We start from the raw sequence: 14,692 nt of genomic DNA on the forward strand, positions 1-14,692 counted from the left end.
GCACCTTCCGGAACCAGAAAGAAGAAAGGCCGCCCGAAGGCGGCCTTTCAACCACGGGTCGATCACCACGCCGCCCATCCCGACGGCGCGGGTGGCCATCAGTAGCCGGTGCTGCCGTGTACGTCCGGCGGCGCCTCGCGGGTCAGCATTGCCCAGGTCAGGTGGGCCATCACCTCCGGCGCCACCACCGTATGGCGGTTGCCGGTGTTCTGCATGCCCTCGCGCAGCTCCTGGCGCACCTGCGGCTGGCCGCTCAGGTCAAAGATCACGTCCACCTGGTCGCCACGCGCCACGATATCCGCGACCGACTCCAGCGGGATACCCTTCTCCTCGGCCAGCCGGCGGCCCTCCGTCTCGGCTTTCTCCGAGACCGCGCAAAGCGTCATCCCCGGCAGGCCGGACTCGAGCAACATCTCCAGGAAACGGCCGCCCACCCGGCCAAGCCCCACGACTGCAATGTGAATCGACATAAACACTCCATCCTGTTGGTCTTGTTGTTGTCTCCACACACGCACCGCAGGCGCCACCCGCGAAACGTGTCCCCTGACTGTAGGCGATCCGCACCGCGCCTGCACGGCATCCCTCGCCCCGCCCCGCATCCGGCCATTTGGCGCGTATGGCCCCACGCCCTACAGTGCCCGCAACCCGTCAACGAATGGAGCCCCCATGGACAACGTGCACCTGCCAATCCGCGTCGACCGCCGCGAACAGGGCAAGATCATTCAGCGCATCGAACGCCTGGAAGGGGTGGAACTGGAATTCACCGACCTCGATGTGGGCGACTACCTGCTGCCCAACGGCGTCGTGGTCGAGCGCAAGTCCGCCACCGACATGGTGCTGAGCGTGGTCGACAAGACCCTGTGGGAAAACGCCGCCAAGCTGAAGGCCAACCACAGCCAGGTGGTCTATATCGTCGAGGGGGACCTGTACGAACCGCGCTTCCACCAGCAGGCGCTGGATATCCACCGTGCCCTCGCGCACCTGACCATCGCCCTCGGCATTAGCGTGCTGCCCAGCCCGGATGCCGACAACAGCGGCATGCTCATCTACCTGCTGGGCCTGAACGCCCAGATGGAGCCGGACCCGGCCGATCGCCCCACCAAGCCGGACACCCGGCGCAAGGCCGCCGAGTTCATCGTCAGCGGCCTGCCCGGCGTCGAGGCCGACACGGCACGCGACCTGCTGCGCGACCTCGGCAGCGTACGCGACATCATCAACGCCGACGCCGCCACCCTCGCCCAGACCGACGGCCTCGACGCCGAACGCGCCGAACGCATCGAATCCGTCGTCACCTACGGCAGCCGCACCACCTGAACGCCCCCAAGCCGCCAACCACACCACCCCCTGTGGGAGCCTGCTCGCAGGCGAAGCCCCCGCCAAAGCCGGAACACCCCGGCCATCACCCGGCCCCGGCACCGTCACCCCAACCGCAGCACCACCCAACCCCCGGACATCCCGGCCGCAGCGCAGCGAAGCGCCGGGATCCCCCCGCCGGATGTACCCCAGGCCCAGGGCCACCCCAACGCTCGAGATCCCGGATAACCGCTACGCGGTTTCCGGGATGACGCCACCGCCCCCCGCACCTCCCTACGGCGCATCGTCCAGCCAGCGGCGCAGGCCGCCGCTGCGGCGGATCTGGCGCTGACTGGCCGCGGCCAAGGTGCCCGCTCGTGGCTCCAGCAGGCTGAACCAGCGGCTGGCGCGGGTGATCGCGGTGTAGACCAGCTCGCGGGTCAGGATGGGGCTGTCGGCCTCCGGCAGTACCAGCGCGACATGCTCGAACTCCGAGCCCTGGGCCTTGTGCACAGTCAGCGCAAAGGCGGTCTCGACGGCCTCCAGCCGGTTGGGCAAAACCCAGCGCACGCGATCCCCCGCCGCGAGAAAGGCGACGCGCAGCACCGGCGCCGCCGCCTCCGGACCCCCATGATCCCCGGTCGCCTCGGGCTCGCCCCGCGCCAGCCAGGCCGGAACGGCCAGGGCAATGCCGATATCGCCATTGATCAGCCCCAGCGCATAGTCGTTGCGGGTCACGATCACCGGTCGCCCCTCGAACCATGGCGCATGCCCCTCTGACCCGCCGCCACGGCCGGCATCCACCTCCAGCAGCCCGCGCGCCTGCAGCGCCCCGGCGATACGCCGGTTGAGCGTCTCCAGCCCCCACGGGCCACGCCGCACCGCGCACAGCAGCTGGAAGCGCCCGTGGGCCGCGAGCACGTCCCGCGCCCAGTCCTCCCAGGCCGCCCGCGGCGCGGCCGGGGCCGGGCGGGCCGCACGCAGGCCCTGCAGATACCCGGAATAGCCCACTGCCTCGTTCACGGGCGTATCCGTGCGCCCGTCCACCGCGAGACTCACCAGTGCCGGGTCCTCCGGACCGGCGAGCACGCGCTGCAGGACGGCATCGTCCCCGCCCGCTTCGCTCGACGACTCGCCCGCGTTCACGGCGGCCGCCAGCCGCCCGATCCCGCTGTCCGCGCCGAAGCGATGACTCTCGCGCAGCATCACGATGTGCTGGTCCAGCGCCTGCCCGTGCGCATCCTGCATCGCCGCGGGCATGGCCATCCCGGTCACCGCTTCCAGCCACTGCGCGGTCTCCGGCGTGTAGTGCCCACCGCCGGCGCGGTGACACAGCTCGCCCAGCACCGCGCCGGCCTCCACTGATGCCAACTGGTCGCGATCCCCCAGCAGAATCAGGCGCGCCGTGCGCGGCACCGCGGCGACCAGACTGGCCATCAACTCCAGGTCGATCATCGAGGCCTCGTCCACCACCAGCACGTCCACCGCCAGGGGATTGCGGGCCCCGTGGCGGAAGTGCCGGGTATCCGGCCGCGCGCCCAGCAGCCGGTGTACCGTCACCACCTCCGCCGGCAGGTTTCGCCGCAGCGCATCGCCGTCCGGCAGCGTCTCCAGCCCCAGGCGGTCCAGCGCCCCGCTGACCGAGGCGTTCAGACGGGCCGCCGCCTTGCCGGTGGGCGCGGCCAGGCGAATCCGCAGCGGGTCTTCGGGCCCCTGCAAACCCTGCAGCAGCGCGAGCAACCGCAGCACCGTGGTGGTCTTGCCCGTGCCCGGCCCGCCGGTAATCACGCTGAAGCCGGAACCGGCGGCCAGGGCACAGGCCAGGCGCTGCCAGTCCGGGTCGGCGGTCGCATCGGCCGAAATGCCGAACAGGCGATCCAGCCAGCCATGCGCCGCGTCCACATCCAGCGCGTCCTGCCAGGCGCCCCGGTCTTCAAGCCGCGCGCGGACCGCCTGTCCGATGCGGCGCTCGGCCTCCCAGTAGCGGCGCAGATAGACCTGCCCTCCAGTGAACACCAGCGGCGTCGTGCCCGCCTCGCCCGGTCCGGCCAGGGCACTCCCGTCCAGGGCCTGCGCCACCTGCGCGCCCGACACACCCTGCAGGACCGCCGAGGGCCGCGGCGGTGGCTGCGAACCCGGATCCCCCTCCGGCGGCAAAGCCAGCGTGGCATCGGGCGTCTCCAGCAAGGCCTCCAGCTCCAGACACACATGGCCGCGCCCGACCTGATGGCTGGCCAGCGCCGCCAGCAGCAGGGCCAGCGGCGATGCCTCCGGGGCCTGCTCGTGCAGAAAGCGCACCAGCGCCCGGTCCACGCCCCGCAGCCAGCCAGCGGCCTCCCACTCGCCCAGGAGACCCACCAGGGCCTCCACCGACCCCAACGCCCGGGTATGTGTGACCACGCTCATGCCACGCCCTCCCGGTCGACGCCGTGCTTCATCAAGCGATCCAGCTGCTCGATCAACGCGCGCGGCGGGCAGTGATGGAACACCCCGTGCCCGGGCGCATCCACGCCGCGCAGGAACAGGTACACCCCGCCCCCCATGTGCCGGTCGTAGTCATAGCCCGGCAGCCGCGCGGCCAGCTGGCGATGCAACGCCAGGGTGTAGAGCACCAACTGCAGGTCATAGCGGTGTTCCAGCACCGCCGCCTGCAGGCGCTCCGGGGTATAGGCCTGCGCCGAAGTCCCCAGCCAGTTGGACTTGTAGTCCGCCACGTAATAGCGCCCGTCCTGCTCGAAAACCAGGTCGACGAAGCCCTTCAGCATCCCGTTCAGCGTCACGTCCCCTACCGGCGGGCGCCGCTCGCCCGGCAGGATCTGCGCCCGCACCGCCTGATCCAGATCCCCGGCCCTGAGGCGGCGCGCCGGGTACAGAAACTCCAGCTCCGGCTGATACGTGGCCAAGCCCCCCAGCGAGAACGTCCCGCCCTCCTCCAGCGGGAAGCCGGCCGTCAGCAACTGCTGCATCCAGTCCGTGACCACCGTGGACCAGTCACCCCAGCCCCGGCGCTCGCAGCGCGTTTCGACCTCCCGCGCCAGGCGTTCGGGCTGCGCCACCTGCGCGGCGAGGCCCTGCTCCGCCGCCCACTCCAGCAGCCCGTGCAGGAAGGTGCCCGGTCCCGGCCCGCGAGGGAAGGCGTGCAGCCCGCTGGCCGCGCGTGGCCCGGCCTCGGGCTCGAGTTCGGGGAACTCCACGGCCTCGCGACCCGCATCCGCCACGCCCTCGCGCAGTACATCCTCGCGCGCCGAGTCGGGCGCGACCGGTGCCGCCCCCTCGTCGTGCGCCGCAATCGCGCTGTAGCTGGCCACCCACCAGCGCTCGAAGCGCCGCACCGGCGGTTGTCGGGCCGGTCCGGTGGTCGGGGCGTTGGCGCCGGTCTGCACCGCAGCGTCGCGCACTTCCGGCAGCGGGCCCACCCGGATCGCCGGCTCGTCGCCCGCGGCGGTACGCAGTGCCGCCTCCAGCCCGCCGTCCGCCACGCCCTCGGGGCCGGCCAGCAGATACCCGGCTGCGGTCCGGTCGAAATGGTTGGTCTTGCTCCTCCCCGAGACAATCGGAGCAATCCCCAGCCAGCAGGCATGGCGCGCCCGGGTCATGCCCACGTACAACAGGCGCAGGTCCTCGGCCAGGCGTTCGCGCTCCGCCCGCCGGTACACCGCGTCATCCATGTGGAACACCCAGCGCGCCCCGCCCTGCGGCGGATGGTCGCGCCAGGGCACGTCCTTCTTCGCGTCCGTGGGCCGGAAATTGCAGGCGAACGGCAGGAACACCAGCGGATACTCCAGCCCCTTGGACTTGTGCAGCGTCACCACCTTGACCAGGTCCTCGTCGCTCTCCAGGCGCAGGATCTGCTCCTCGCCGGTTTCGCCGTCGCCGTTCCGGTGCTCCATCACATGCCGGATCAGGGCCTGCTCGCCATCCAGCTCCGCGGCCGCCTGCTGCAGCAACTCGCTCAGATGCAGCAGGTTGGTCAGCGCGCGCTCACCCCCCGCCGTGGCGCGCAACCGCCGGGGGACCTCGAAGTCGTGCAGCAGCCGGCGCAGCATCGGCAACACCCCGCGCGTCTGCCACAGGCGCCGGTAGTCGCGGAACTGCTCGACCCGCGCCTCCCAGGCCAGCTCGTCCACCGTCAGCCGGTGCAGCTCGGCCAGCGACTGCCCCAGCGTCGCGGTGGCCAGCGCCGCGCGCAGCAACCGCTCGCTGGTGGGCTCGGCACAGGCGCGCAGCCAGCGCAGCAGGTCCCCCGCCTCGTCGCTGGCATATACCGACTCGCGATCCGACAGGTATACGCTGCGCACGCCGCGTCGACGCAGCTCGGCGCGGATCGCGTCGGCCTCCGCGCGTCCGCGCACCAGCACCGCCATGTCGCGCGGCCGCACCCTGGTCAGGTCCGCGCCCTTGCGAAAGCCGCAGGTCCCGGCGACACCCCCGTTCAGCAGCTCCACCATATGGCTGGCGCAGGCCTGCGCCATGCGCTCGCGGTAGGCGCCCTTGGGCACCGGCTCGCCGGGGTCATGGCACCACAGCGTGACCGCCGGGGCCGCCTCCCCGTGCTGCTCGAAGACCTCCGCACGGCCATTGGCCGTAACCGGCACGAACGGCAGCGGGTTCTCCGCGCCGGTACGGAACAGAAACGCCCCGTCCGCCCAGCCCTCGGCATGCCCGAACAACCGGTTCACGCCATCCACCAGGGCCTCGGTGGAGCGGAAGTTGCGCTCCAGGGTGTAGTGACGACCGGCGGTGGCCGTACGCGCCGCCAGGTAGGTATGGATATCCGCCCCGCGAAAGCCGTAGATCGACTGCTTGGGATCGCCGATCAGCAGCACGCCGAGGTCGCGCGGGTTCTCGTCGATGCGATAGACGCGCTGGAAGATCCGGTACTGCACCGGATCGGTGTCCTGGAACTCGTCGACCAGAGCCACCGGGAACTGCGTACGCAGGGTCGCGGCCAGGTGCTCGCCCCCCGGGCCGTCCAGGGCATCGCGCAACCGGGTCAGCAAGTCGTGGAAGCCCATCTGCGCGCGCTGGCGCTGAACCTGACGAAAGCGCGCATCCACCTGGCGCGCCGCCGCCTTCAGCAACCGTTCGCGGTCATCCACGCAGACCTCGGCGTGATCGTCCAGCCCCGCAAAGGCCGGGTGCAGATCCTCCGGCAGTGTCTGACCGCCTTTCAGCCGATCCTGCATGCCGGCCGCACTGAAACGCAGCAGCGGGGAGTCGCCGGAGACGCCACCGGGCCGCAGCGCGCCCGGATCCTCGGCCCATTCGCGCATCGCACCCAGCAGCTTGTCCGGATTGCTGTACTTGCCCGGCTGCAGGACCGGGCCGCGCAGCGCGTCAAACTGCTCCTTGATCGCCTCCAAATCCTCGCGCCAAGGGCGCTTCATCGCCTCCAGCCGCGCCAGCTTACCGTCCAGCGCGGCCTCCAGGCCCTCCGGGGTCTCCAGCTCCGCATCCGCCGCATCCGCGGGCAGATGCCCGACCAGTGGCCGGATCTTCTGCAACAGGGTCTCCGGATCGGGCCCGAAGGCGTTGCGCAGCAGGGCCAGCGGCGCGGGCGGCTGCGGGTAGACGAAGCGGCGCCAGTAATCACGCGCCGCCTCGGCCAGCAACTCCTGCTGATCACTCGCCAGGTCCTGGGTAAACAGGCTCCCGCTGTCGAAGGCGTGCTCGCGCAGCATGCGGTAGCACCAGCCGTGGATGGTCGACACCGCGGCCTCGTCCATCCACTCCGCCGCCAGTTCCAGCCGGCGTGCCGCGCCCGGCCGCTCCGCCTCGCTGTATTCGCCGCGCAGCTCCCTGTGGATGTCCTGCACGCCCGGCACCGCATCCGGATCCTCCGCGCGGAACACCCGCGCCGCGATTGCCAGGGTGTCGCGGATGCGGCTGCGCAGCTCCTGGGTCGCGGCATCGGTAAAGGTCATCACCAGGATCTGTGGCGGCGTCAGGGCGCTGGTGCCCTCGGGCAGCTCGCCGTGGCCCAGCACCAGGCGCAGATACAGCGCGGCGATGGTGTAGGTCTTGCCGGTGCCGGCGCTGGCCTCGATCAGGCGGCTGCCGTGCAACGGCAACGTCAGCAGGTCCAGCTTGTGCGCGGTGGCCGTCATTCCGCGACCTCCGACTGGTTCACGACCACAAACACCGGTCGGTACACGCGGTCCCGCCAGAAGCCGAAATCGGGATCGGCCAGCAGGGTCTCGGGATCCGGCCAGGCCCGTGCCAGCGCGGGACTGCGCGACCACTCGCCAGGGCTGTAGTCGTTCCCCCGCAGGGTCTTCAACGCCTCGTCATACGGGTCCTTTTGCCCATCCTCCGCCTCCAGCCAGGCAAAGGCGGCGGCGCAGGCCAGCGGCAGCGGGCGCTCCTGTCCGGCCGCCCAGGCCTCCAGCAGCGTGCCCAGCAGTTCCTCCGCCAGACCCGACTCCAGCCCAGGGAGGGTCAGGCGTGTGTCCAGCGCGACCAGTTCGGAACCCACATCCCCCGCGCCGGCGTTGGCGAGCAGATGCATCACCCACGGCGCCATCAGCTTGTCGTAGCGCCACTTCTTGCCGTTGGCAATACGGCTCGCCGTGTAGTCCAGGCAGACCCGAACCCGACCCTCGCCGTCGCCGCGCAGCGCGGGCGGCACCGCCTCCAGGCCCCAGTGCGCGTGTTCCAGGCGCAGCGGACGCCCCGCCTCCAGCCGTTCGGGATACAGCGCAAGGCGCTCGCCGATCCGCTCCAGGAGCCGCGCGGCCTCGTCCACCATCGCCCCGCGTTCCAGCTCGCCGGCCGCCCCCAGAGGCAGCCAGCCGGCGCGCTGCAGGCGTGCGGATTCGGCCTCCAGGATCTCCGGCCAGGCGGCCGCATCCGCGGCGGTTTCCAGCGCGGTCGCGACCAGATTCTGGCGCACCTGCCACTGCTCCAGCCCGTCCAGCCCGAACGGCTCCAGGTCGTCACCGGGGGCCTCTTCTTCGTCGAAGAACACCCCCAGGCGATAACGAAAGAACGCCTCCACCGGGAAGCGCAGAAAGCGCGCAAGGGCCTCCGGCGCCACCGCGCGCGGCTCGCGCTCGGCCTCCAGCAGCGGGATCGGCTCGCAGGCGCCCTCGGCCGGGGCCACATCCGCGGCGTGCACGGCCTCCCATTCCCGGGCATAGGTGAAGTGCCGCTCGTCATCGTCCGCCGGGAAGTTCAGCGGCGAGAAGGGCTGGAGCGGGTGCCAGGTGGTCAGGTGTTCCACCAGGGCCGGTCCCGCCTCGGGCCCGTCAACCCCGGCCAGTCCCCAGCCGGCGGCCAGGTGATCGCGCAACTGCCCGACCAGCACCGAGGGCGGGCGCGGCTCGTTGTCGCGCACATGCCGCCCCACCCAGCTCACATGCAACTGGCGCCGGGCGGAGAGCAGCGCCTCCAGGAACAGATAGCGGTCGTCCTCGCGCCGCGAGCGATCGCCCGGGCGGTAGTCCTGTGCCATCAGATCGAAGTCCACCGGCGTCGGGCTGCGCGGGTAGTCGCCGTCGTTCATGCCCAGCAGACAGACGACCTGGAACGGGATCGCCCGCATCGGCATCAGGGTGCAGAAGTTCACCGAACCCGCCAGAAAGCGCTGCCCCACGCCCGAATCGTCCTGACTGGCCAGCCACTGTTCGCGCACCACGGCCAGCGGCAGCGCCTCCTCCAGCCCAGCGGCCGCACAGTCCTCGCGCCACTGCTCCAGGGCCTCGCCCAGACGCTCCAGGGTGAACAGTTCGGCGTCCGTCTCCGGCGCGAAGAACTGTTCCAGCAAGGCGGCAAGCCGCGCCGCCCAGTCCCCCGGGGCATGCGCCCGGCGCAGCCAGTCCCAGGCCTCTTCCAGCGCGGAGATCAGGGCCTCCAGCGGGCCCAGCAAGGCGGCGCTCAGCCCACCGATCTCGTCGTAGGGTTCCACCCCCTGCCACGGTCCCTGGTCGCCCAGCGCATACCCCAGCAGCATCCGTCGTAGGCCGAAGCGCCAGGTGTTCTGCTCCAGCCCCTCGGGCAGGCCCAGCCCGGCGCGCTGCGCCGCATCCAGTCCCCAGCGCACGCCCGACCCTTCGGCCCAGTGGTGCAGCTGACCCAGGTCCTCCTCGGCGATCCCGAAGCGCCGGCGCACCGCCGACACGTCCAGCAGATCCAGCAGCTCGCTGACGCCCATCCGGCTCTCCGGCAGGGATAGCAACTGCTCCAGCGCGACCAGTACCGGATCGCGCCCACGCGGGCCCTGGTCCGACAGCGTGTACGGGATGAAGCGCGGATCATCGGTCTCGCGCTGGCCGAACACCGCCTCGATATGCGGCGCGTACTGGTCAATGTCCGGCACCATCACGATCACGTCGCGCGGGCGCAGCGCCGGATCGCGCTCGAAGTGGTCCAGCAGCCGGTCGTGCAGCAGCTCCACCTCGCGCAGCGGGCTGTGCGCCACATGGAACTGGATGGAGCGGTCCGACACTGCAACCGCGGGCCAGGTGTCCCGCGTCTCGGCCAGTGGCCGCAGCGCGCGAATGTCCTCCTGCAACTGGTGCAGCAGGCAGTCCTCCGGCCCGCGCGTGCCGTGCGGCTCGAAGACATCCACCCGCTCCCAGTCCAGTGTGCGCAGCACCCGGCCGTAGTGTTCGGGGTCATCGTGCTCGTCCAGCAGCCCGATGTAGTCGCGCCCCTGCTTGCCCCAGGCGGCCAGCAGCGGATGCGCGTGGTTGTGCAACTGGGCCTCGTCCAGGGCCTCCGGCATCCCGGCCTTGCGCGCCTGGCGCCGCCGGGTGGCGCGCAGCAGGTCCTTGTCGGCCACGATGTCGGCCCAGTAGTACTCACAGGGGTTGTGCACGCAGACCAGCACCTGGCAGAAGCGCGCCAGCCCCTCCAGCGCCTCCAGGATCTGCCCCGGCAGCGAGGAAATCCCGAATACAATGACCCGCCGGGGCAGACTCTCGGGGCGGCGCTCCAGCGTACGCACCGTATCCAGGTAGCGCGCGTGCACCGCGGAGCGGCTCACACCCTCCTGCGCGACGCCGATATCCGCCTGCAGCAGCCGCCACAGCTCCGCCTGCCAGCGCTGCCCCGGCGCCAGGTCGCGCGCCTGCCCGCGGGCGTCGCGCAGCACGTCGCGCCCGGCCGCCCAGTCGGTCAGCCAGTCCGCGCGATACACCTGGTACTGATCGAACAGGTCCGCCAGGCGCTCGGCGAGCTGGAAACGCTTGCGCAGGTCCCCGCCCTGGCCCGGGTCGTCGTCCTGCAGGAACTGTCCGAGCGGGGCGAAGGCCTCCTGCTCCAGGCACGTCGGCAGCAGGCGCATCAGCCGCCAGGTCAGCGGGCGCTTGGCATAGGGAGACTCCAACGGTACGGCATCGGCCCCAAGCACCGCGCGGTAGGCCGACCACACGAAGCGCGACGGCAGCTGCATGTCCAGCGCGGCCGCGATCCCGCAGCCCGGCGGATCGGCATCCGGCGGCGCCGCCAGGGCATGCCGCAGCCACTGCGCCATGCCATTGCTCTGCACCAGAATGGTCTCGTTCTCCAGCGGCGCCAGCGGCGCCCGCCGCATCCACTCCACCGCCAGCGTACGCAGCGACTCCAGGTGGTTGCCGTGCAGTACCACCATCCCTGGCTGTAACTCGCGCGACTCCCCCAACAGCGGCTCCTTGATCGGTTCCCGAACTCCCCGCGAGGCCTGTTAGCCGGGGGGCAATCCAGATGCGCCTACCCTACCACTCCCGGGCGACCCTCTCCGTCGCGCCAATCACCCCAATGTGCATCAACGGAGGCCGGGCGGTTGGGCCCGCTTTACGCGCGCGGCGCCGCCAGCAAGCTCTCGAACTCGGCCGCCGGCGCGGGGCGGCTGGCGTAGTAGCCCTGGTAGTGGTCGCAGCCCAGTTCGCGCAGAACGGCCAGTTGCTCGGCGGTCTCCACGCCCTCCGCCAGCACGCTCAGTCCAAGGCCATGCCCCAGCCCGACGATGGACCGGGCGATCGAGCGGTCGTCGGCATTGCCCGCGCCCTCTTCTTCGGCCAGGCCATCGACGAAGCTCTTGTCGATCTTCAGCGTATCCACCGGGAAGCGCTTGAGCTGCGCCATGGAGGAATAGCCGGTGCCGAAGTCGTCGATCGCGAAGTGGACCCCGCGCTCGCGCAGGCGCTGCAGGATGCGGCGGGCACGGCTCGGATCCGCCATCAGCGCCGACTCGGTAATTTCCAGCTCCAGCTGATCCGCCGGAAAGTCGAAGTCCTCCAGCAACTGCCCCACCTGCTGGTCGATGGGCACGCGCTGGAACTGCAGCGCCGAGACATTCACCGCCAGCCGCAGAGGCGGGTGCCCGGCGGCGCGCCACTGGTGTCCCTGCTCGATCACCCGGCGCAGTACCCAGCCGCCCAGTTCGACGATCAGCCCGGTCTGCTCCGCCAGCGGGATGAAGCGCCCCGGCGAGATCGGGCCCAGCTCGGGGTCGGTCCAGCGCAGCAGCGCCTCGGCCCCCAGCAGACGGCCATCCGCGACGTGGTACTGCGGCTGGTAGTGCACCTCCAGCGCATCCTGCTCGATCGCCCGGCGCAGCCGCGCGGACAGGTCGATGCGCTCGCGCGCCGCGCGGGTGAACTCGTCCGAGTAGTAGCGATAGCTGCCGCGCCCGTCCATCTTGGCCTGTGACAGCGCGGTGCTGGCCTGCTGCAGGAGGGTATCGGCATCCGCCGCATGCTCCGGGAACACCGCGATGCCCACCGTGGCGGTGACCTCCATCTCCATCCCGTTCCCGAGATCACAGGGGTAGCTCACCTCGCGGATGATGTTCTCCGCGACCAGCGCGGCGTCGTCCACGTGGCCCAGGTTCTCCACCAGCACCGCGAACTCGTCGCTGGCCAGGCGCGCCACGGTGTCGGTCCCGCGGCGCCCCACCTGCAGCCGCTCGGCGACCAGGCGCAGCAGGCGATCCCCGGCCGCATGGCCCTGACTGTCGTTGATGTCCTTGAAGCGGTCGATGTCCACGAACAACAGCGCCAGATGCCCCTGACGCCGCCGCATCAGCGAGATGCCGTGCGTCAGGCGGGCGCGGAGTAGCCGGCGGTTGGGCAGCTCGGTCAGCGGGTCATGGTGGGCGAGGAAGTCGAGCTCCGCCTCGGAGGCCTTGATCCGCGAGATATCCGCGAACACCGACACGTAGTGCGTCAGCCGACCCTGGCTGTCATGCACCGCGGTGATGCTCTGCAGTTCGGGGAAGATCTCGCCGTTCTTGCGCCGGTTCCAGATCTCCCCCTGCCAGTGGCCGTTCACCTGCAGCTCGCGGAACAGGTTCGCGTAGAACGCCTGATCGTGGCGCCCGGACTGGAACATCTTCGGCGTGCGGCCGACCACTTCGTCCTGGGTATATCCCATCAACTGCGTGAAGGCGCGGTTCACCGACAGGATGTGCGCGGTGGCATCGGTGATCACCACCCCCTCGCGGGTGTTTTCGAACACCACCGACGCCAGGCGCTGACGCTCCTCCTGTTCGCGCCGTTCGGTGATGTCCTCGACCGTCGCGACGACGCGGTCCAGCGCACCCTCGGGCGTGCGGCTGCACTTGACGTCGATATCCGCGACCATCACCCGGCCATCGCGCCGCAGCAGGCGTTTCACGACACTGTAGCCGCTGCGTTCGCCGCGCCGCATCTCGGCGTCCAGTTCCGCCTCGCAGCCACGATCCTCGGGGGTCGCCAGCCGGTTCCAGTCCATCGCCGTCAGTTCGTCCGGGGCATAGCCCAGCATGTCCGCCAGGCAGGTGTTCACGCGCTCCCAGCCCGCGCCACCCGGCCCGGAAATCGCCATACCAACGAACGGCATGTCGAAGAAGATCCCCAGCATCCGGTCCTGGTCGGCATGGGCCCGCACCAGCGCCAGGTTGCGCCGCAGCCATTGCTGGCGCCACAGCAGCCCCCCGGCCGCCAGCACGACCAGCCAGACCAGCAGCGTGGCCCCGGCCGCCCAGACCGCCTGCTGGCGGGGGGCCACCTGCACGCCATCGAGATCCCGCTTCAGCACCAGGTCCCAGCCGGCCGGCGCCAGGCCCTGCACACCCGCGAAGAAGCGGCTGTCCGCGTTGTCGAAACGCTCGATCACCACCGCGTCGCGCGGATGGTCCAGGATCCGCTCGCGTAGCCGCGGGAACGCAGCCGGAGCCGGGATGATCACCCCGCCGGCTGCGCTGATCCGGGCAATCGTGGCCCGCTGGTCGCCGCCCCGCACGACGATATGCGCCTGCGCATCCAGCCCGTTCCGGCTCTCCGTCAGCGTCAACAGCGGATGCAGGCTCTCGACCGTGGACGACAGCAACACCAACCCCACCACCGGATCGTGCGGTCGCGCGCGATCCCGCACCGGCACCGCCCAGCTGATCCGCGGGCGGCCGTCCGGGTCGGCATGCAGGATGGGTTCGCTGGTCTCCGCGCTGCGCCGCACTTCGCGCAATACGGCATCCATCTGCGATTCATCCAGCGCGCTGCGCCCCAGTTCGATCACCGGCTGCCGGTCGGCATCCAGCAGGGCAACACCGTCGTAGTCATAGGCCCGGCGCATCAGCTCCAGGCGATCACGCACCTGCTCCAGCGCCAGCACCGAGCGCCGTTCCAGCGCCGTCACCGCGAACAGATTGAATCCGCGCGCCTCGGCCAGCACCACGGCATCCCCGGTACGCTCCGCCAGCCACCGGTCGATCACGCCCCCCTTCAGGAATGCCGCACGTTGCAGGTCCTCGCGGGCCTGCGTCTCGGCGGCCGCCACCTGCCACTGCCAGGCGCCCAGCCCCACCGCCGCGGTCGACCCGATCACCGCGGCCGCCAGGGCCAACCAGGGCCAGTAGCCGAAGCGCCCGAGTGCCTGACGGGACCCCACCACCGGTGCCTCCGGGTTCGAGGCCGGCAGCCAGCGCATCGCCGCGTACAGCAATACGCCAGAGACCAGCACAAACCCGATCCCCTTGCCCAGGTTCGCGCGGGTCAATGCGTCAGGCACGTCCGCGCCGGCCCACCACGCCAGCGCCACATCGGACAGCGCAATCCACAACACCCCCACCACGACATAGCCCCCGGCGATCCAGCCGGCCGCGAAACGACGGGTCCTGTGGCGGGCGTCCGTCATCGACCGCCCGCGCACGCCCAAACGGCAGACGCAAAAAGGCGCCGTGCCCCGTTTCCGGTCCGCACGGCGCCCCAAAGGCCGGGTTCAATGGTTGTCACGTCGTCAGTCGACACTGCCAAAGGCATTCGCACCCGCAAAGAGGTCTCCGTCCAAATCCGTTGTCACCGGCATACCGATGTACTACCCGGCCCGAACAGCATGGGACCCGCCGAAGCGGGCCCCTAGGGAGACGCTGACTTAATCGCACGTTCGCGCTCGAGTCGCTTTTGCGTGCGAACAAGGCGCGGTGACTGCGGTGCAGTCA

Annotated in this window: 6 protein-coding genes; 1 reads left to right on the forward strand and 5 read right to left on the reverse strand. The window is 70.8% G+C overall.

The genetic code is table 11. The features are described 5' to 3' along the window. Positions 1-98 precede the first annotated feature (98 nt). Positions 99-470, reverse strand: coding sequence for a hypothetical protein (locus tag D103_RS0102310; protein ID WP_018875673.1), 372 nt, complete (start codon positions 468-470; stop codon positions 99-101). Between the two features lie 196 nt (positions 471-666). On the opposite strand from D103_RS0102310, the gene D103_RS0102315 reads away from it, so the two are divergent. Continuing rightward, the gene (locus D103_RS0102315) at positions 667-1,314 is read left to right on the forward strand and encodes an ERCC4 domain-containing protein (RefSeq protein WP_018867096.1); all 648 of its coding nucleotides are present in this window, start codon (positions 667-669) and stop codon (positions 1,312-1,314) included. A gap of 273 nt (positions 1,315-1,587) precedes the next feature. Here the strand turns inward: D103_RS0102315 and recD are convergent, their stop codons facing one another. From recD to D103_RS0102335, 4 genes are all read right to left on the reverse strand, one after another. After that, positions 1,588-3,699, reverse strand: coding sequence for an exodeoxyribonuclease V subunit alpha (gene recD, locus D103_RS0102320; RefSeq protein ID WP_018875674.1), 2,112 nt, complete (start codon positions 3,697-3,699; stop codon positions 1,588-1,590). Continuing rightward, positions 3,696-7,400, reverse strand: coding sequence for an exodeoxyribonuclease V subunit beta (gene recB, locus D103_RS0102325; protein ID WP_018875675.1), 3,705 nt, complete (start codon positions 7,398-7,400; stop codon positions 3,696-3,698). The genes recD and recB overlap by 4 nt, the downstream gene beginning before the upstream one ends. Further along, a complete protein-coding gene (gene recC / locus D103_RS0102330) occupies positions 7,397-10,885 on the reverse strand; it encodes an exodeoxyribonuclease V subunit gamma (RefSeq protein WP_018875676.1) in 3,489 nt (1,162 codons plus the stop codon). Before recC ends, recB begins: the two co-directional genes overlap by 4 nt. A 182-nt stretch (positions 10,886-11,067) precedes the next feature. After that, on the reverse strand, positions 11,068-14,388 hold the full coding sequence (locus D103_RS0102335) for a bifunctional diguanylate cyclase/phosphodiesterase (RefSeq protein WP_026280237.1): 3,321 nt from the start codon (positions 14,386-14,388) through the stop codon (positions 11,068-11,070). Between the last annotated feature and the right edge of the window lie 304 nt (positions 14,389-14,692).

The sequence above is a fragment of the Thioalkalivibrio sp. ALE31 genome, from assembly GCF_000377405.1.
GTDB lineage: Bacteria > Pseudomonadota > Gammaproteobacteria > Ectothiorhodospirales > Ectothiorhodospiraceae > Thioalkalivibrio.